The sequence below is a fragment of the uncultured Sphingomonas sp. genome (assembly GCF_964243315.1).
In the GTDB taxonomy this organism is placed as follows: Bacteria; Pseudomonadota; Alphaproteobacteria; order Sphingomonadales; family Sphingomonadaceae; genus Sphingomonas.
Genome location: NZ_CAXTEM010000058.1, coordinates 1 through 18,331 on the forward strand (window position 1 = coordinate 1; position 18,331 = coordinate 18,331).

Annotated in this window: 16 protein-coding genes, 1 tRNA gene and 1 pseudogene; 12 read left to right on the forward strand and 6 right to left on the reverse strand. The window is 66.6% G+C overall.

Going from position 1 to position 18,331, the window contains the following annotated elements; genetic code table 11:
* Together ACFE77_RS13540 and ACFE77_RS13545 are read right to left on the reverse strand one after the other, a co-directional pair.
* Positions 1–997: DEAD/DEAH box helicase (locus ACFE77_RS13540; RefSeq protein ID WP_375422175.1), on the reverse strand; the 997-nt coding region annotated here is incomplete at its 3' end.
* Between the two features lie 97 nt (positions 998–1,094).
* Entirely contained in the window at positions 1,095–1,574 is a 480-nt protein-coding gene (locus tag ACFE77_RS13545) for a hypothetical protein (RefSeq protein WP_375422176.1), read from the reverse strand.
* A gap of 39 nt (positions 1,575–1,613) precedes the next feature.
* Between ACFE77_RS13545 and ACFE77_RS13550 the strand changes: the two genes are divergently transcribed.
* A complete protein-coding gene (locus tag ACFE77_RS13550) occupies positions 1,614–3,083 on the forward strand; it encodes an FAD-binding oxidoreductase (RefSeq protein ID WP_375422177.1) in 1,470 nt (489 codons plus the stop codon).
* A 56-nt stretch (positions 3,084–3,139) separates the two neighbouring features.
* Complete coding sequence (locus ACFE77_RS13555; RefSeq protein ID WP_375422178.1) at positions 3,140–3,910, forward strand: SapC family protein; 771 nt, start codon at positions 3,140–3,142, stop codon at positions 3,908–3,910.
* Between the two features lie 210 nt (positions 3,911–4,120).
* Here ACFE77_RS13555 and ACFE77_RS13560 read toward each other — a convergent pair whose 3' ends face one another.
* The gene (locus tag ACFE77_RS13560; RefSeq protein WP_375422179.1) at positions 4,121–4,957 is read right to left on the reverse strand and encodes an N-formylglutamate amidohydrolase; all 837 of its coding nucleotides are present in this window, start codon (positions 4,955–4,957) and stop codon (positions 4,121–4,123) included.
* Positions 4,958–5,052: 95 nt separating this feature from the next.
* On the opposite strand from ACFE77_RS13560, the gene cpdR reads away from it, so the two are divergent.
* From cpdR to ACFE77_RS13600, 8 genes are all read left to right on the forward strand, one after another.
* A complete protein-coding gene (cpdR, locus tag ACFE77_RS13565) occupies positions 5,053–5,430 on the forward strand; it encodes a cell cycle two-component system response regulator CpdR (RefSeq protein ID WP_375422180.1) in 378 nt (125 codons plus the stop codon).
* 46 nt (positions 5,431–5,476) lie between these two features.
* A tRNA-Val gene (locus tag ACFE77_RS13570) sits at positions 5,477–5,551 on the forward strand.
* Positions 5,552–5,796: 245 nt separating this feature from the next.
* Entirely contained in the window at positions 5,797–6,330 is a 534-nt protein-coding gene (locus ACFE77_RS13575; protein WP_375422181.1) for a MucR family transcriptional regulator, read from the forward strand.
* Between the two features lie 333 nt (positions 6,331–6,663).
* Positions 6,664–7,029, forward strand: coding sequence for a response regulator (locus ACFE77_RS13580; protein ID WP_375422182.1), 366 nt, complete (start codon positions 6,664–6,666; stop codon positions 7,027–7,029).
* A 36-nt stretch (positions 7,030–7,065) separates the two neighbouring features.
* Positions 7,066–8,055: a cell wall hydrolase gene (locus ACFE77_RS13585; RefSeq protein ID WP_375422183.1), complete on the forward strand. Its 990-nt coding sequence runs from the start codon at positions 7,066–7,068 to the stop codon at positions 8,053–8,055.
* Between the two features lie 260 nt (positions 8,056–8,315).
* The gene (locus tag ACFE77_RS13590) at positions 8,316–9,203 is read left to right on the forward strand and encodes a DMT family transporter (protein WP_375422184.1); all 888 of its coding nucleotides are present in this window, start codon (positions 8,316–8,318) and stop codon (positions 9,201–9,203) included.
* Positions 9,204–9,284: 81 nt separating this feature from the next.
* The gene (locus tag ACFE77_RS13595; protein WP_375422185.1) at positions 9,285–9,824 is read left to right on the forward strand and encodes a glycoside hydrolase family 108 protein; all 540 of its coding nucleotides are present in this window, start codon (positions 9,285–9,287) and stop codon (positions 9,822–9,824) included.
* A 47-nt stretch (positions 9,825–9,871) separates the two neighbouring features.
* Positions 9,872–10,285 carry a holin family protein gene (locus ACFE77_RS13600; RefSeq protein ID WP_375422186.1) on the forward strand — a complete coding sequence of 138 codons (414 nt, stop codon included), beginning with the start codon at positions 9,872–9,874 and terminating at the stop codon, positions 10,283–10,285.
* A gap of 48 nt (positions 10,286–10,333) precedes the next feature.
* On the opposite strand, the gene ACFE77_RS13605 is transcribed toward ACFE77_RS13600, so the two are convergent.
* From ACFE77_RS13605 to ACFE77_RS13615, 3 genes are read right to left on the reverse strand one after another with little or no spacing between them, the layout of a single operon-like run.
* On the reverse strand, positions 10,334–11,950 hold the full coding sequence (locus tag ACFE77_RS13605; RefSeq protein ID WP_375422187.1) for an efflux transporter outer membrane subunit: 1,617 nt from the start codon (positions 11,948–11,950) through the stop codon (positions 10,334–10,336).
* Positions 11,947–15,204, reverse strand: a complete 3,258-nt coding sequence (locus ACFE77_RS13610; RefSeq protein WP_375422188.1) for a multidrug efflux RND transporter permease subunit — start codon at positions 15,202–15,204, stop codon at positions 11,947–11,949. The genes ACFE77_RS13605 and ACFE77_RS13610 overlap by 4 nt, the downstream gene beginning before the upstream one ends.
* A 7-nt stretch (positions 15,205–15,211) precedes the next feature.
* The gene (locus ACFE77_RS13615; protein ID WP_375422190.1) at positions 15,212–16,405 is read right to left on the reverse strand and encodes an efflux RND transporter periplasmic adaptor subunit; all 1,194 of its coding nucleotides are present in this window, start codon (positions 16,403–16,405) and stop codon (positions 15,212–15,214) included.
* A 283-nt stretch (positions 16,406–16,688) separates the two neighbouring features.
* Here ACFE77_RS13615 and rpiA point away from each other — a divergent pair, with 283 nt between their 5' ends.
* Positions 16,689–17,366, forward strand: coding sequence for a ribose-5-phosphate isomerase RpiA (rpiA, locus tag ACFE77_RS13620; RefSeq protein ID WP_375422189.1), 678 nt, complete (start codon positions 16,689–16,691; stop codon positions 17,364–17,366).
* 67 nt (positions 17,367–17,433) lie between these two features.
* Positions 17,434–18,331 (forward strand): annotated as a pseudogene (locus ACFE77_RS13625) (transketolase); the annotation flags it as partial.

Consider the following 18,331-nt stretch of genomic DNA (forward strand, 5'->3'; position numbering starts at 1 on the left):
GGCCGATGCGGTGGACGTAATCGTCGGGGTGCCACGGCGCGTCATAGTTGAACACCGTGCTCACGCCCTTGATGTCGAGCCCGCGCGCCGCGACGTCCGACGCGACCAGCACGTTCACCACGCCAGTCTTGAACAGTTCCAGTTCGGCGAGCCGCTGCGGCTGTTCCATGTCGCCATGGATCTCGCCCGATTTGCGGCCGGCCTGACGCAGCACCTTGTTGAGTTCGCGCACCGTCGTCTTGCGATTGCAGAAGATGATCGCATTGGTCACCTCCTCCTGGTCGAGCAATCGGCGGAGCCGCTCGCGCTTGGCCGATTGCGACGGCACCGGCACCAGATATTGCTTGATGTTGAGGTTGGTCGACGCCGGGCGCGACACCTCGATCATCTTGGGGTTGGCGAGGAACTTGTCCGCCAGCTTCTTGATCGGCGGCGGCATCGTCGCGGAGAACAACAGCGTCTGCCGGGTCTTGGGCAGCTTGGTGCAGATTTCCTCGATGTCGGGGATGAAACCCATGTCGAGCATCCGGTCCGCCTCGTCGATCACCAGCATCGAACAGCCGGTGAGCAGGATCTTGCCACGGCCGAACAGGTCCATCAGCCGCCCCGGCGTCGCGATCAGGACGTCGACGCCCTTTTCGAGTGCGGCGAGCTGGTCGCCCATCGACACGCCGCCGATCAGCAACGCCATCGATAGCTTGTGGTTCTTGCCGTATTTCTCAAAATTCTCCGCGACCTGCGCGGCGAGTTCGCGCGTCGGCTCGAGGATCAGCGATCGCGGCATCCGCGCACGGCTGCGGCCCTGGGCGAGGATGTCGATCATCGGCAGCACGAAGCTGGCGGTCTTGCCGGTGCCCGTCTGGGCAATACCGATGATGTCGCGCATCATCAGCACGGAGGGGATCGCGCTCGCCTGAATAGGGGTCGGATCGGTGTAACCGGCGTCGGTCACCGTCTTCAGGAGTTCGTCTGAAAGGCCGAGATCGGCAAAGCTCATGCATGTTTCCGGATAGATGCGCGCGCAAGACGCGCCAGCAAACCCGTCGGCGCTCGCGGATTTGGTCGCGAAAGTCAAGAAATCAGCGCGGGCGGCGCTATTTGGCGGCAACCAGCGTCTTGAACGAATCAATCGCGCAGGTCGCCCCCGATCGCACGCGGATGACGTCGCGATCCGCGCAGATCATGCCGTCGCTACCCGGCCGGATGTAAAATCCAGAATAGAAATCGAGCGGCTGGCAATCATCGTCGAGGAGCGCGCGGATTCGCTTGCCCGTGGTCAGCGCGACGTCGACGGTACGCGGACGGACGATCATCGCGCCCGCCAGCTCGCTGCCGGCCACACATTTCGGCCCCTTCTTTTCTTTCCACCGGATCGGCACCGGCATTGCCGACGACGTGCGCCGCATCTGTCCTGGGCCGGGCATCGGCACGCGCGGCACCCGGATGATGATCCGCTGCCGTATCGTCACCTGAGCATATTGCACGCCGTCCGGCGCGAACGCCGCGCCATCGACGACGTTGGCCGCAGGAACGGCGAGCGCGAGCAGCGTGGCGGGGAGCACGGATTGGATCATGGTGTCCGTCAAATCCTAGGGCCGATCGTTGAACGGCGGATGAACTCGGCCTATCCGGCGACGATGACGGTTCCGCTGTCCTCTGCGCAAGCCGCGATGCTGGATGCACTGGCTTCGCAGCTCGACGCCAAGTCGGTGGTCACCGATCGCGACATGATCGCGCCGTGGGAGACCGACTGGCGCCGCCGCTATCATGGTCACGCGCCCGTGCTGCTCGCGCCCGCTTCGACCGCCGAGGTCGCGACGATCGTTGCCGCCGCGGCCGCGCACCGCGTCGCGCTGGTGCCCCAGGGCGGCAACAGCTCGATGGTCGGCGGCGCGACGCCCCCCGCGGACGGCTCCGCGTTGCTGCTGTCGCTGCGGCGACTGAACCGCATCCGCAGCGTCGATGCGGATGCCGGACTGGCGGTGGTGGAGGCCGGCGTGATCCTCGCCGATCTTCACACGGCGGCGCTGGCGGTCGATCGGCGCTTTCCGCTGACGCTCGGCGCACGCGGCAACGCGACGATCGGCGGGCTGGTGTCGACCAATGCCGGGGGCACGCAGGTGCTGCGGTTCGGATCGATGCGGGCGCTGGTTGCCGGGGTGGAGGCGGTGCTCGCCGACGGTTCGATCCATGACGGGCTCGCCGCGCTCAAGAAGGACAATCGCGGCTGGAACCTCGATCAGCTGCTGGTCGGAGCGGAAGGAACGCTCGCGATCGTCACCGCGGCGGCGTTGCGGCTGGTGCCCGCCGCGCGGACCCGCAGCGTGGCCTGGGCGGGCACAGATTCGCCGGCCAAGGCGCTGCGGCTGCTCCGCCGCTGCCAAGCGGCGAGCGACGGAATCGAGAGCTTCGAGATATTGCCGCGAGAGTCGCTCGCAGCGGTGCTCGCCTATCTGCCCGGCGCGCGCGCGCCGCTCGCGAGCGAGCATGCGTGGCACCTGCTGATCGAGAGCACCGATCCGCGCGGCGACGCCGTTCTCGAGACGTTACTTGCCGACGCGATCGACGCCGAACTGATCGGCGACGCCACGCTGGCGGCGAGCGCGACGCAGATCGACGCGTTCTGGCAATTGCGCGATTCCATCTCCGACGCCGAACGCGCCACCGGGCCGGCGTCGCAGCACGATATCGCGGTGCCGGTCGATGCCATGCCTGCGTTCATGATCGACGCCGCCGCGGCGTGCGACGCGCGCTTTCCCGGCACCCATGCGTCGGGCTTCGGGCATCTCGGCGACGGCAACATCCATTTCCACGTGCGCGCCGCGGCCGGCACCGATCCCGCGCGCTGGTATGCCGAGAATGTCCCGGTCGTCACTCGCTTCGTCGACGATCTCGTCACCGCGGCGGGCGGAACGATCGCGGCCGAACACGGCATTGGACAGATGAAGCTAGACGAGCTCGAACGGCTCGCCTCGCCTGCGCGCCTGACCGCGCTCCGCGCGGTAAAGGCGGCGATGGATCCGCTCGGCATCCTCAATCCGGGCAAGCTCGTCGCGCTTGCGTCGGCACGCCCCGGCCCATAAAGCCTCGCGCCAATCGGCGGCGCGACCCGCTATCCTTTTTCGACTGGAGAGTCCCCATGGCCAGCGCGCCGCTTCCGCTTTTCTACAACGGGCTCGAGCCGCTTTCGAGCGAGACGCACGGCGACTGGCGCGTCCGCCCGCAGGATACCGCGCCGTTCCTTATCGGCCAGCATGCGGTGCCGATCACGGTCGACGAATTCGCGCTGGTGCAGCGTTTCATGCCGATCGTCTTCTCTGTCGGTGACGACGCGATCCCGCTCGCGCTGATGGGCCTGAACGAAGGCGTCAACGTGTTCATGGGCGACGACGGCAAGCTGATCGACAACAACTTCTACGTGCCCGCCTATGTCCGCCGCTATCCCTACATGCTCGCGCGGCTGCGTCCCGATGCCGACGAGCTGTCGCTCTGCTTCGATCCGACGTCCGAGACGATCGGCGCGTTTCCGGATGGCGAGCCGCTGTTCGACAACGGTCAGCCGAGCGATATCACCAAGAACATCCTGGGCTTCGCCGAGAGCTTCGAACAGGCGGGCGCGCGCACCCAGAACTTCATGAACGAGCTGCGCGAGTCCGGCCTGTTGATGGACGGCGAGGTCTCGATCCAGCCAGACGGCGCCGAGCAGCCGTTCGTGTTCCGCGGTTTTCAGATGATCAACGAAGAAAAGCTCGTCGATCTCCGCGGCGATCAGCTGCGCAAGATGACAAAGTCGGGCATGCTCCCGCTGCTCTACGCGCATCTGTTCTCGCTGACCCTGATGCGCGACATCTTCGCTCGCCAGGTCCAGCAGGGAAAATCGCCGCAGCCGCAGCTCCCGACGCTGAACTGAGCGGCGGCGGGCGTCCCCGAGATCGCCCAGAAACCAAAAGCGTAAAAAAATCTTACGCTTTTTCATCGGGGGTTGAACCAAATCGCGGTTCACCTATTTTACTCCTGTACGGCGCTCGTGTCCCCCCTTTCTCGGGCCCGTATGACACACCTCCGGGTGTGTCTCCTCCCTGAACCTTGGCCACCTCGTGCTCCGCACGGGGTGGTTTTTTTATTCGGCCGCCGCGGTCATCGGATAGGCGAGGGCTTCGTCCTCGACCGCCGCGAGGATCCGCCGGACCAGTGCCACGCTCCGCGCGAACCCCAGTCCGGGCGCGTCTAACCGCCGGTCGAGGTACAGCGCGCGGTCGAGTTCTATCTGCACCGCATGGATGCCGCGATCGGGCGCCCCTTGGCGATCGAGGATGTGGCCGCCGGCATAAGGCGTGTTGACCGCGGAGCCGATGTCGAGGGCGGCGCACTCCGCCTCGACCCGCGCGACGAACCGTGCACCGCAGGATCGGCCGAAGCGATCACCGATCACGACCTGCGCGCCATCGATCGGCGGCATCGAATGCAGGTCGACCAGCACGGCGATCCCGAACGCGGCGCGGGTCGCGGCCAGGATGTCGCTCAATGCGTCATGATAGGGCCGGTGATCCCGCGCGATCCGCGCGGCGATGTCGTCAGCCGGAAAGCGCCGGCGCCAGATCTCGCCCGCCCCGCTCGCGCGCCGCGGCACCAGCCCCAGCCCGCTTCGCAGCTTCGCGCTCTGCTGCGGTGGCAGCGCGGCCGGTGCGCCCTCGTCGACTCGCGGATCGCGCTCGTCCTCGCCGCGATTGAGGTCGATCCACGCCCGCGGCAGCCGCTGGACGAGCATGATCTCGCCGGTCCGTGCCTCTAGCGCGACGCGATCGACGTGACGGTCCTCGAGCGGCAACAGGCTGGTCAACGGCACCCGCAGCGCCGCACGCAGCGCCAGCGGGTAATCGCGCCCGGCATGCGGCACCGATATCACCACCGGGCTTGCCGGCGCCGCTGGACCCAGCCGATCGAACGAACCCGTCATCGCCGCGACGTTAAGCCTCGGCTCCGATCATCGCAACGCTCTGGAATTCTTAACCGCTTCCGGCATAATCGGAACCGCAACGAGGGACGTGTGCGATGATCCGAATATTGCTGGCCGAGGACGACCAGGTCATGCGCGAGTATCTCACGCGCGCGCTGGAACGCGCCGGCTATGCGGTCACCGCGGTCGACCGCGGCACCGCGGCAATCCCGTTGCTCGAGACCGAGCGCTTCGATCTTCTGCTGACCGACATCGTGATGCCGGAGATGGACGGCATCGAACTCGCCCAGCGCGCCGGCGAGATGGTGTCGGGCCTGCGCGTCATGTTCATCACCGGCTTCGCGGCGGTGACCCTGAAGGCCGGGCGCGAGGTTCCGCACGCGCGCGTCCTGTCCAAGCCGTTCCACCTTCGCGACCTCGTGCTGGAGGTCGATCGGCTATTCGAAGTCGATAGCGCCACCGGCCTCAACTGAACCGCTTGCGTCGCGGCCAACCCGCGGCTAGAGGCACCCTCCTCGTGGGCGTGTAGCTCAGTGGTAGAGCACTGTGTTGACATCGCAGGGGTCGCAAGTTCAATCCTTGCCACGCCCACCAGACAAAAGGCTCGCCGATCTCCGGATCGGCGGGCCTTTTTTGTTCCAGCAGCAGATCGTGCGGCAAGCCGCCAAGCTGGACACGATCGCTTAGATCCGCGCATCGGCCAAGCTATCGATGATCTAATCCAGGTAAGTCCCAAGTTCGGTCACTTCGATAATTTTTGATGACCAAACGGTTGCATTGAGGCGTGGGAGCGCCAACTAGCGGAGCATTACGAAGTTCAACCTTGAAGGACCCTGAAATTGATCGAAGCAAATAAGACGGTCGAGCTTGCGACTGAGTTGACCGTCGCGTGGTTGTCCAATCATAATACCCGGACCAATGCCGACGACGTGCCGGCATTCTTGCAGCAGATGCATAGCGCGCTGAACCGCCTCTCTGCACCGTCCGCGGATGCCGAAGCTGCCCCGACCGAATATACGCCTGCCACCACGGCGCGGAAGTCACTGGCGTCGCCCGATCACATCATCTCGCTGATCGACGGCAAGCCGTATCGCACGCTAAAGCGGCATCTTTCGACCAACGGCTTGACCCCCGCCGAATATCGCGAGCGCTATGGCCTGAAGGCGGATTACCCGATGGTAGCGCCGTCCTACGCGGCGTCGCGGTCGGAAATGGCCAAGCGGATCGGCCTGGGCCGCAAGGCTGGTCAGACCGTGAAGAAGGCCGTGACCGACGCCACCGACGCGGCCGCCGCGCCGGCGAAGGCCGCGGGTCGCAAGGTGCGCAAGACTGCCGCCGAGGCCAAGCAGGCTGCGACCGAGCATCTCGGCTGACGAGACCGGGGCGAAGACGGGCAGGCGTCCGTCTTCGCCCAAGCTGCAGAAGTCGCGAGCGCCGTCATTGTCGCGCGACTTCGAAGATTGAACGCCCCACACGCCCTCTGACCGTCATGTCTTCGCGCCGCCGAAGTGCTCGTGCGGATATCGAGGATGCGGCCGCGGCGTGGATCAATGTCGATGGCACCCGCGTCCGCCCGATATTTGTACCGATCCTCACGAAATCCATCTGTTCCATGACTCACCCGGCGTGTACCAGACCCGCGCAAGTGTCTGGGTTGGCCTCGAGCCGTCCGTGCAGATCATCGGCGCGTGGAGAGCGGATCCAGTATGTCCAAGCTGATAATGCTGATCGAAGACACCGCGTTGCATCGAAAATTGTTCACGATCTGGCTCCAGATGGACGGCCATGTCGTCCATGTCGTCGCCGACGAGCGGATGGCACATACCGAAGCGGTCAACGTTCGACCCGATCTGATCATCGCGGACATCCGCCTGCCGCACATCGACGGCAAGGACGTCATCCGCATGCTGAAGTCGCGCGAGGACACGCGGCACATCCCCGTGGTTGCGCTGACGGTGCTCAACTCGCGCGAGGACCAGGAGGCGTGCATAGCCGCGGGTGCGGATACCTTCCTGAACAAGGATACCCGCCGCACCGACCTGCTCGACACCGTCCGGCGCCTCGGTAGTTAACCAAAGCACAACGCCTCGTCGCTAGGCGGGAGCGGGATGAGGCTGCTCCCGATCCGCCTGGAACTGCGTCTGCTGATCGGCGTCCCGACGCTGCTCGTCGGTGCGTCGTGCGTGCCCGGCAATGTCGGCCGACCCGCGACGATGGTGAACCTGCCGGTGACCACCACCGACGATCTGCTGCGCGGCATGGCGCTGGCGGTGCCGACCGACGTCGCCGATCAGCCGCTGCCAGCGGACGATCGCGCCTTCGTGAGCCACGACGGCGCACCCGCGTTCGACGCCAGGGTGCAGTCGCCGGACGACGCCGGGCGCGCGCTCGAATGCCTCACCGCGGCGGTCTATTACGAGGCGCGATCCGAGGCACTCGACGGGCAGCGTGCGGTCGCACAGGTCGTTCTCAACCGGGTTCGCGACCGTGCCTTTCCGCGCAGCGTCTGCGGCGTGGTCTACCAGGGATCGACTCGGCGTACCGGCTGCCAGTTCAGCTTCAGCTGCGACGGATCGTTGTACCGGCGGCGCGACGAAGGATCATGGGAGCGCGCGCGAGAGGTGGCGGCCGCCGCGCTGGGGGGCGCGGTCTATGCGCCGGTCGGGGCGGCGACGTCTTACCATGCGAGTTACATGCTGCCCTGGTGGGCGCCCAGCCTGACCCGGATCGGCACCGTCGGCGCGCACGTCTTCTACCGCTGGCGCAACGCAATGGAACGCGCTCTGTCGTTTCGGCAAAGCTATGCCGGCGTCGAGCCGAGCGTCCGGGTGGGCGGCCAAGGAGGTGATATCGGCGCGGGCACGTATGCCGGAGGCGGTAGCGGCGTGACCGTTCATTATGCGGGCGGGGACGACGGCGGCCCGGTTACCGTTCACCGCGGGACTGCCTCTGCGGCGTCGATCGCGGCGACCAGGGGCCAGCGGATGCTGACATCGGGAGTCCGCGTCCACCGCGGCGTCGAGGGACCCGACGGAGGCGATGATGCCGACTATGATTCCGGGCAGGACGATGCCGAGGGTGAGGGCGGCGCGATCTAACTAGGACAGCCACCCTATTCCGTTCGTCTCGAGTAGGGATCGAGTAGCCGCGTAGCGGCGTATCTAGAGCCCGAATCGAAGGACAGGTAAGCGCGTGAAACTTGTGCTTCGATACGAGCCGTCGATACGCTGACTAGCGGGAGCTACTCGGTCTCTACTCAGCACGAATGGTGGAATTGAGATCAGGTCGATTCACCCCCGATCGATTTCCGCCGCCAACCGCGCTACCGGGTGCGGGTCGCAGCCGGGAAGGGGATCGCATGCGCAGCCGTGATTTCGCGCTTCTCGTGCTCATCTGCCTTACCTGGGGCTTCAGCAACGTCGTCAGCAAGCTGGTGGTCGGCCCCTGGGCGGTGCCGCCACTCTTCTACGCCGCGGTGCGCTTCGCGATCGTCGTCGTCGTGACGCTGCCCTGGCTGCTCCCCGCGCCGCGGCCGTTATGGCGGATCGGGGCGGTCGGGCTGCTGATGGGCGGCGGCAGTTTCGGATTGTTGTTCATCGGTCTGCAGACCGCATCGCCCTCCGCCGCCGCGGTGGTCAGCCAAGTCGGCGTGCCGTTCACGACGCTGCTGTCGGTCCTGGTCCTGGGCGAGAAGATCCATTGGCGGCGCGGCCTCGGCATCGCGCTGACGCTCTGCGGCGTGTTGATCGTGGTCTACGATCCTGCCGGGCTGTCCTTGTCGATGGGGCTCTGGTTCATCGTCGCCGCGGCGTTCGCCGGGTCGGCGGGCGCGATCCTGATGAAGCAGATGGACAATGTCGCGCCGCTGCGTTTCCAGGCCTGGGTCGGCCTGATGTCGTTCCTGCCGCTGTCGATCGCCTCCGCGCTGACCGAGCACAACCAGTGGCCGAGCGCGATCGCCGCCGGCTGGCCGTTCGTCGCGGCGATGCTGTTCGCGGCGCTGGTCGTCTCGGTGTTCGCGCACACCTGCTATTACATGCTGATCGACCGTTACGAGGCGAACCTGCTCGCCCCATTGACGCTGATGACGCCGCTGTCGACGATCGGGTTCGGCGTCATGATCACCGGCGACAAGCTGGATGCACGATTGATCGTCGGCAGCGCGCTGGCGCTCCTCGGCGTGCTGATCATCGTGGTGCGGCGCAACCAGGTCGCGCCACTGCTGCTGGTCCGCGAACGTCCCTGACGGGCATCGCGGCCGAAGAAGCCGCTTTCCTACAACAAACCCATCTGGTTTCATGACTGCTCCCGACGAGGAGCTCCGACGATGGACATCGATACCCTGATCGACGCGGTGATCGCCCGCGAAGGCGATTATAGCGATCATCCCGCCGATCGCGGCGGTCCGACCCGCTGGGGGATCACCGAAGCCGTCGCGCGCACGCGCGGCTATGATGGCGAGATGCGCGCCCTGCCGCGCAGTGTCGCCGCCGCGATCTACCGTGCCGACTATTGGCAGGTGCCGGGGTTCGACCGCGTGGCCGAACGCGCCCCCGCTTTAGCCGCAGAACTGTTCGATTCGGGCATCAACCTCGGCATCGTCGTCGCTACCGGCTTTCTTCAGCGAGCGCTCAACGCACTCAACCGGGGCGCCGGCGACTACCCCGATATCGCGACGGACGGGCGCATCGGTGCCCGCACGCTGGCCGCGCTCGACGCCTTCCTCGCGCGCCGGGGCGAGGCGGGGGAGGCCGTGCTGGTGAAGGCGATCGAGGTGCTCCAGGGCGAACGCTACCTCGCGATCACCGAACGCCGCCCGGCCAACGAAGCCTTCCTCTATGGCTGGCTCGCGAACCGGATCGGCTAAATCGTGTCTCAACTTTCTCAACATTCGGCAACAGAAGGACATCGATCATGAGCATCTTCGACGGCATCATCGGCCCGATTGCGAGCATAATCGACAAGGTGATTCCCGATCCCCGCGCCCGCGACGCGGCCAAGCTCGAACTGCTGAAGCTCGATGGCGCGCACGAGCTCGAACGCGCCAAGGCGCAGATGGCCGCAATCCTGGCCGAGGCGCAGTCCGCCGATCCCTGGACCAGCCGCGCGCGTCCCAGCTTCCTGTACGTGATGTATGTACTGCTACTCTGGGCGATTCCGATGGGACTGATCGCGGCGATCCGTCCCCAGACCGCACAAGCGATCGCCGCGGGCATGAACGCCTATCTGAACGGCATCCCCGAACCGCTCTACGCGCTCTTCGGCACCGGTTACTTGGGTTACACTGTCGCGCGAAGCTGGGGGAAGGCAAAGGGCGTCGAGCGGTAGGGTCGGCAAATCCGAACCGCTGCTTGCGGATCGGGTGGAGGGCGCCTGTTACCGGTCCGGCCGCGGGGTTCCGGCGGCTGTCACCGGCTGCGGGCCATTCGGTGCGACCTCCAGCAGCGAATCGGCGCCGAGCACGCGGTACAGCGTCACCGCGTTGCTCGCGCCGATCAGCTGGGTCTGCACCAGATTGCGCTGCGCGGTGTAATAGGCGCGCTGCGCGTCGAGGCTGGTCAGGAAGGTGTCGATCCCGCCGCGATAGCGCAACGTCGTCAAGTTAAGCGTGTCGAGGGCGGCGGCACGGAAGGCGGTGTTGGCGCGAAGCTGCTCCGCGAAGGTGCCCTGGCGGGCGAGCGCGTCCGCGGTCTCGCGGAAGGCGATCTGGATCGCTCGTTCGTAGCTCGCGAGCGCCGCATCGCGCTGCGCCCTGGTAAATTCGACGCCGCCGACGCCGGCGCCCCCTTGGAAGATCGGCACGCTGACCTGCGGCGTGACCGAATAGTTGAACGCACCGCCGCTGAACAACGAGGTGAGCGCGTTGCTCGCGAAGCCGACCAGCCCGGTCAACGAAATGCGGGGAAACAGTGCGGCGCGGGCGGCGCCGATCTCGGCATTGGCCGCGCGCAACTCATATTCGGCTTGGACGACGTCGGGGCGACGCAGCAGCACGCCGCTGTCCAGACCGGCGGGTAGCGCGGCGACGCTGGCCTGCGCCTCGTCGATCGAGCCGGCGAGCAGCGCGGGATCGACCGGCGCGCCGACCAGCAGCTGGAGCGCGTTGACGTCCTGCGCGAGCGCGGTGCGCTGGAGCGCGAGATCGGCATTGGCGGTCTCCAGCACCTGTTCGGCCTGGCGGAGATCGGTGCGCGGCGCGATGCCGCCTTCGAGCCGCTGACGGGTCAGCCTGACGCTCTGCGCTGCGCTGGTGGCGGTGTCCTGCGCGATCTTGAGCAGGCTGGCGTCGGCGGCGTAGGTCAGCCAGGCGTCGGCAATGTCGCCGACGAGGGTCAATCGGGTCGCGCGGGCTGCGGCCTCGGTGCCGAAATAGCGGTCGAGCGCGGCACCGGTAAGAGAACGAATGCGGCCGAACAGGTCGAGCTCGAACGCGGTGACGCCGAGGTTGACCGAGAAGGAGCTGCCGCGGCCGCCCGAGGAGATGACGGTGCCGCCGGTCCCCGTCCCGGTGCCCCCAGTCCCGGTCCCGGTGCCGCCGGTGCCTGTTCCAGTGCCCGTGCCGCCAGTCCCGGTTCCACCCGTGCCGGTGCCCGTTCCACCGGTGCCTGTGCCGCCACCGACCGCGGTGCCGGTCGTCGTGGTGCTGCCGTTGCCGCCGCCCGAGTAGCTGTAGCGTGCGTTGCCGTCGATCTGCGGGAGGAGGTCGGCGCGCTGGATGCGGTATTGCGCGCGCGCTGCGGCGATGTTCGCGGCGGCGATGCGCAGGTCGCGATTATTGGCGAGCGCCTGCTCCACGATCCGCTGCAAGCGCGCATCGCGGAACACGTCGCGATAGGTGATCGCGGGCAGCGCTGCCTCGGACTGGCGCAGATAGGCGTCGCCGACCGGCCAGGAGGTCGGCACCGGCAATTCGGGGCGGACATATTTGGGCGCCAGCGAACATCCGGCGAGCAGCGTCGCGGTGAGCATCAGGGGGAAGGCGCGGCGCATCATGCTGGCTCCGGCGCGGGGTTGGCGGGCGGCATCGGCGGCGCGGGCGGTTGATCCTCGCCGCCCTCGCCGTGCTTGCCCTGGTGACCCGTCGCACGGCCGCGAATCTTGGCGATGCCGTCGCGCACGCCGCGACGGACCAGCACGAAGAAGAACGGGATGTAGAAGATCGCGAGCAGCGTAGCGGTCAACATCCCGCCGATCACCGCGGTGCCGATCGCAATGCGGCTGTTCGCACCGGCGCCGGTCGAGATCGCCAGCGGCAACACGCCGAAGATGAACGCGAACGAGGTCATCAGGATCGGCCGCAACCGTATGCGCGCCGCTTCGAGCGCTGCATCGATCACCCGCGCACCCGATCGCTCGGCCTGTTCGGCGAACTCGATCATGAGGATCGCGTTCTTCGCGGCGAGCCCCATCGTCGTCAGCAGGCCGATCTGGAGATACACGTCGTTGATCAACCCGCGCAGCGTGACGGCCAGCACGGCGCCGACCAGCCCGAGCGGGATGACGAGCAGCACCGCGACCGGGATCGACCAGCTTTCGTAAAGCGCGGCAAGGCACAGGAACACGACGAGCAGGGACAGCCCGTAGAGGATCGGCGCCTGGCCCGACGACAGCCGCTCCTGGAACGACAGGCCGGACCACGCCACGGTGGTGCCGGGGATCTTGCCCGCCAGCGCCGCGATCTTCTCCATCGCCTCGCCCGAACTCGTGCCGGGCGCGCCGGAGCCCGAGAACTCGTAGGACGGAATGCCGTTGAAGCGCGACAGCGTCGTCGGTGCTTGCGACCAGCTGGTCTGCGCGAAGGCGGAGAACGGCGCCATCGCACCGGTCGAGCCACGAACGAACCATTGCGACAGGTCGGACGGCGACGAGCGGTACGGCGCATCGCCCTGGACATAGACGCGCTTGACGCGGCCGCGGTCGACGAAGTCGTTGACGTACTGGCCGCCCCAGGCGGTCGACAACGTGCTGTTCACCGTCGTCTGGCTGAGTCCGAGCGCGCTGAGCTTCTGCTGGTCGACATTGACCTGCAGGGTCGCGACGTCCGGCAATTCGGTCAACCGGATCGACGCGAGCGCAGGGTCCGCCCGCGCCGCGGCGAGCAGCTTCTCGCGCGCGGCGGCAAACTCGGTCTGGCTCATGCCGCTGCTGTTCTGGAGCTGCATGGTGAAGCCGTTGGACTGGCCGAGACCGCGGATCGCCGGGGGCACCAGCGCGAACACCTGCGCATCGCGTTCGCCGCGGAACGCCGCGCCGGCCCGCGCGACGATCGCGTCGGCGTTGTTTTCCTTGCCCTTGCGATCTTCCCACGGCGCTAGCGCAATGAAGCCCTGTCCGGTGTTCTGACCGCTAGTTCCGCCGCCACCGCCGCCGGCGACGGTGAACATCGTCTTCGTGTTGGCAGATTCCTGCGTGTAGAAATACTGCTCGACCTCGCGCTGTACCGCGGTGGTGCGCGCCTGGGTGGCGCCGGCGGGAAGCTGGAACTGGACGAGCGCGGTGCCCTGGTCCTCGGTGGGCAGGAAGCCGGTAGGCAAGCGCAGGAACAGCACCGCTAGAAGCGCGAGGGTACCGGCGTAGATCAGCAGGAACAGCCATTTGCGGTTGATCACCGTCTTCACGCCGTTCGAATAGCGTTCGATGCCCTTGTCGAAGGTCGTGTTGAACTTGGTCGATGCGCGGGCGAAGAAGTTGGCGACACTCGGGAAACGACGCTTGAACCAGCCGCCATCGCCCTGATCCTTCTTTCGCTTCAGCAGCGTCGCGGTGAGCGCTGGCGACAGGATCAGCGCCACCAGCACCGACAGGATCATCGCCGAGACAATCGTTATCGAGAACTGGCGATAGATCACGCCGGTCGAACCACCGAAGAACGCCATCGGCAGGAACACCGCGGACAGCACCAACGCGATCGCAACGAGCGCGACGCTGATCTCGTCCATCGATCGGATCGTCGCGTCGCGCGGCGACAGCTCGGGATCCTCCTCCATCAACCGTTCGACGTTCTCGACAACGACGATCGCATCGTCGACCAGCAGGCCGATGGCGAGCACGAGCCCGAACAACGTCATCGTGTTGATCGAGAATCCGGCGAGATAGAACACCCCGAAGGTGCCGAGCAGCACCACCGGCACCGCGATCGTCGGGATCAGCGTGGCGCGCCAGCTTTGCAGGAACACGAACATGACGATGACGACGAGGATGATCGCCTCGATCAGCGTCTTCACCACGTCGTCGATCGACAGCTTGATGAAGTCGGTCGAGTCGTTGGCGTAGGCATATTGCAGCCCGGCGGGGAACGACTTGGCCTGTTGATCGACGAACGACTTGACTAGTTCGGCGGTCTTCAGCGCATCGGCGCCCGGTGACAGCAGCACCGCGATGCCCGCGCCAGGGTGGCGGTTGACGCGGCTGGTGGCGGCATAACTCTCGGCGCCGAGCTCGATGCGCGCGACGTCGCGCAGCTTGACGGTGGCGCCGCTGTTCTGGGTCTTGACGATGATCTCGGCGAATTGCGCGGCGGTCTGCAGCCGGCTCTGCGCGGTCACCGTTGCGTTGAGCATCTGCTCGCGCGACGAGGGCTGGCCGCCGATCTCGCCCGCCGCGACTTCGGCATTCTGTGCCTGGATCGCGGCGATGATGTCGCTCGGCATCAGCTGGACGCGCGCGAGCTTCGCGGGATCGAGCCAGATCCGCATCGCATATTGCGAGCCGAACACATTGGTGTCGCCGACACCCTCGATGCGGCCCAGCGGATCCTGGAGGTTCGAAACGAGATAGTCCGACACGTCCTGGTTGGTCAGCTTGTCGGTGGAGTCATAGACGCCGACGATCATCAGGAAGTCGGGGTTCGACTTGCGGACGACGAGGCCCTGCTGCTGCACCTGTTGCGGCAAGCGCGCGATCGATTGCTGGACCTGGTTCTGGACCTGGACCTGCGCGATGTCGGGATCGACGCCCTTGTCGAAGGTGGCGGTGATCGTCACCTGCCCACGCGAGCTCGACGACGACTGGAAATACAGCAGCCCGTCGATCCCGGTCAGCGATTGTTCGACGACCTGGGTGACGCTGTTCTGGATGGTCTGGGCGTTCGCGCCGGGGAAGGAGGCTCGGACGGTGACCTGGGGCGGGGCGACGTCGGGATATTGCGCGATCGGCAAGCCGAGGATCGCGCCGACGCCGCCGAGCATGACGATGATCGCGAGCACCCATGCGAAGATGGGCCGATCGATGAAGATGCGGGATAACATGAGGGCGTCAGCCGCCCTTTGCCTGGGCGCCGCTTTGCCCCGATTTGCTGCCGTCCTTGCCGTCGCCCTTAGGTGCCTGGATGCGCTGCGGCGTGTTGGCGGGAACCGGCTTGACGGTCTGCCCCGGCAGCAGCTTGGCGAGACCCTGGGTGATCACCCGGTCGCGCTCGTCGAGGCCCCCGGTCACGACCCAGAACGCTCCCTGCGTGCGATCCGCCTTAACCGTCTTTTGCTGGACCTTGTTGCTCGGGCCGACGACCATCACCGTCGCCGTCCCCTTCGGATCCCGCGCCACCGCCTGTTGCGGGACGAGGAAGGCGCGGTTGTTGATCGCCTGCGCGAAGGTCGCGCGGACGAACATGCCGGGCAGCAACAAGCCCTGCGGGTTGGGAAAGCGCGCGCGCAGCGTAACCGTGCCGGTGTTGGTGTCGACCACGGTCTCCGCGAATTCGACTGTGCCGGTCTGGCCGTAGTCGCTGGCGTCTTCGAGCTTCAGCCGAACCACCGCCCTGGTCGGGACCACGCCGTCGGTGGCGAGCGAGCGGCGCAACGCGAGCAGGTCGGCAGAGGATTGCTGGATGTCGACGAACATCGGGTCCAGCCGCTGGATCTGCGCGAGCGGATCGGTCTGGCTGGCAGACACCAGCGCGCCGACGGTGAACAGCGAACGGCCGATCCGCCCGGTGATCGGCGCGGGGACGGTGGTGAACTTGAGGTTGATTCGCGCAGTTTCCAGCGCGGCGCGGGTCTGCGCGACCGATGCGGTCGCCTGCCGCGACGAGGCGATCGCGTTGGTGTATTCCTGCTTGCTGATCGCTTCGGCCGCGGCGAGCGGGCGGTAGCGTTCGGCGAGGACGCCGGTCGCTTCGGCATTGGCTAGCGCGCTTTGCAGGTTCGCGCGCGCCTCGTTGGCGGCGGCGCGGTACAGCCGCGGATCGATCTCGTAGAGCGTCTGGCCGCGGCGGACGAGCGTGCCTTCGGTGAACAGGCGGCGGCGGATGATCCCCGACACCTGCGGGCGCACGTCGGAGCTTTCGAATGCGCTGGTCCGCCCGGCGAGCTCGGTAGTGATCGCGACGCTGGTCGGCGTCAGCGTAACGAAGCCGACTTCGGGCGTGCCCTGCCCGGGCGCGCTACGGCCGCCCCCCTTTTGTTCGGCGCCGTCGCCCTTGCCGCACGCGGAAACTGCCAGCGCAAGCATCGCCAGCGTGGTTCCGGCACCGAGATGCCGCCAGGTCTTGCCGATTGTCGTCAATGCGTACGATCCGTTCGCCATGACCGGGCGAACGACCGGTCGGGTGCCAAATGCGTGAGCGGCCACCGAGTTGCATGGCTGCCGATGCTTGCCATTTGCGCGGAGACACGGCGACCATCAAGCGCGCAATTGTACGAAATTGTAACAAGGGATGGCATGGTCGCGCTGGCCACGACGATCGATGCGATGCGCCCTTTCGCCGACATTCGATCGAGCCTAGCGGTTTCGCATGCAGGACGACGACAAGAGAGTCGCAGCGGAGGCGGCGGTGGCGGAGATCGCGCCGGGGATGCTGGTCGGGCTCGGCACCGGATCGACCGCGCGGTTCGCGATCGATGCGCTCGGACGGCGGGTCCGGGAAGGCTTGGCGGTACGCGCGGTCGCAACGTCGGAAGCGAGCGAGCGGCAGGCGCGCGCGCTCGGGATCGAGATTCTGGACTTTGCCGGGGTCGAGCGGGTCGACCTGACGATCGATGGCGCCGACGAGATCGACGACCACTGCCGCGCGATCAAGGGTGCCGGCGGCGCGATGCTGCGGGAGAAGACGGTGGCGGCGGCGTCGCGGCGGATGGTCGTGATCGCCGACGGGTCCAAGCATGTCGCGGCGCTGGGCGCTGTCCCGGTGCCCGTGGAGATCCTGCCGTTCGCGTGCGCGTCCATACTGGCGACGCTTGGCGGCGCGCCCGTCCTGCGCTTGACGGACGACGGCGAGCCCTACCGGACCGACAACGGCAACTGGATTGCCGACGTCCGCTACGACCTCGACGATCCGCGGGCGGTGGCGCAACGGCTCGACTCGATCCCGGGCGTTCTCGGCCATGGATTGTTCCTGGACGAAGTGGATGCGGCCTATATCGCATGCCGCGGCGTCGTTACGCGACTGGAACGCTCCGCGCCTTCGGGGTAAGAGCATGCAAACTTGGCAACCGGATCGTGCGCGCGGCGTTCGGTCATCGTCTAGAACGAGGCTTTTCATGTCAGACACACAAACCGTCCCCGCCGCTTCGGCGGATTCGCAGCTGCACGAGGACGGTTCGCCGGGTCGGCTGGCGATCGATACGATCCGCACGCTGTCGATGGACGCGGTGCAGAAGGCGAATTCGGGTCACCCCGGCACGCCGATGGCGCTGGCCCCCGTTGGCTACACACTGTGGACTCAGTTCCTGCGCTACGATCCCGCGCATGCCGACTGGCCCAACCGCGACCGCTTCGTGCTGTCGGTCGGTCACGCATCGATGTTGCTCTATTCGCTGATCCACCTCGCGGGCATCGAGGAGATCGATGCCGAGGGTAACAAGACCGGCAAGGAGGCGATCAGCCTCGAGGATATCGAGCAGTTCCGGCAGCTGTCGTCGCGGACCCCGGGTCATCCCGAGTATCGGCACACCACGGGCGTGGAGACCACCACCGGGCCGCTCGGCCAGGGTTGCGGCAATTCGGTCGGCATGGCGATCGCGGAGCGCTGGCTCGCGGCGCGCTACAACAAGGACGGCTTCCCGCTGTTCGACCACGACGTCTATGCGCTGTGCGGCGACGGCGACATGATGGAGGGTGTTTCGGCGGAGGCGGCGAGCCTCGCCGGGCATCTGAAGCTGTCCAACCTTTGCTGGATCTACGACAGCAACCATATTTCGATCGAGGGCGCGACCGATCTGGCGTTCGACGAGGATGTCGGTCTGCGCTTCCAGGCCTATGGCTGGAACGTCATCCATATCGACGACGCCAACGACGTCGATGCGCTCGCGAAGGCCTTCGCGACCTTCAAGGCGACCGAGGACCGGCCGACCTTCATCGTCGTTCATTCGGTGATCGGCTATGGCAGCCCCAAGGCGGGCAGCGAGAAGGCGCATGGCGAGCCGCTGGGCGAGGACA

Coding starts and splice junctions, on each gene's coding strand:
- ACFE77_RS13545 (WP_375422176.1), bottom strand. CDS start 1,574: ATGATCCAATCCGTGCTCCCCGCCACGCTGCTCGCGCTCGCCGTTCCT.
- ACFE77_RS13550 (WP_375422177.1), top strand. CDS start 1,614: ATGAACTCGGCCTATCCGGCGACGATGACGGTTCCGCTGTCCTCTGCG.
- ACFE77_RS13555 (WP_375422178.1), top strand. CDS start 3,140: ATGGCCAGCGCGCCGCTTCCGCTTTTCTACAACGGGCTCGAGCCGCTT.
- ACFE77_RS13560 (WP_375422179.1), bottom strand. CDS start 4,957: ATGACGGGTTCGTTCGATCGGCTGGGTCCAGCGGCGCCGGCAAGCCCG.
- cpdR (WP_375422180.1), top strand. CDS start 5,053: ATGATCCGAATATTGCTGGCCGAGGACGACCAGGTCATGCGCGAGTAT.
- ACFE77_RS13580 (WP_375422182.1), top strand. CDS start 6,664: ATGTCCAAGCTGATAATGCTGATCGAAGACACCGCGTTGCATCGAAAA.
- ACFE77_RS13585 (WP_375422183.1), top strand. CDS start 7,066: ATGAGGCTGCTCCCGATCCGCCTGGAACTGCGTCTGCTGATCGGCGTC.
- ACFE77_RS13590 (WP_375422184.1), top strand. CDS start 8,316: ATGCGCAGCCGTGATTTCGCGCTTCTCGTGCTCATCTGCCTTACCTGG.
- ACFE77_RS13595 (WP_375422185.1), top strand. CDS start 9,285: ATGGACATCGATACCCTGATCGACGCGGTGATCGCCCGCGAAGGCGAT.
- ACFE77_RS13600 (WP_375422186.1), top strand. CDS start 9,872: ATGAGCATCTTCGACGGCATCATCGGCCCGATTGCGAGCATAATCGAC.
- ACFE77_RS13605 (WP_375422187.1), bottom strand. CDS start 11,950: ATGATGCGCCGCGCCTTCCCCCTGATGCTCACCGCGACGCTGCTCGCC.
- ACFE77_RS13610 (WP_375422188.1), bottom strand. CDS start 15,204: ATGTTATCCCGCATCTTCATCGATCGGCCCATCTTCGCATGGGTGCTC.
- ACFE77_RS13615 (WP_375422190.1), bottom strand. CDS start 16,405: ATGCTTGCGCTGGCAGTTTCCGCGTGCGGCAAGGGCGACGGCGCCGAA.
- rpiA (WP_375422189.1), top strand. CDS start 16,689: ATGCAGGACGACGACAAGAGAGTCGCAGCGGAGGCGGCGGTGGCGGAG.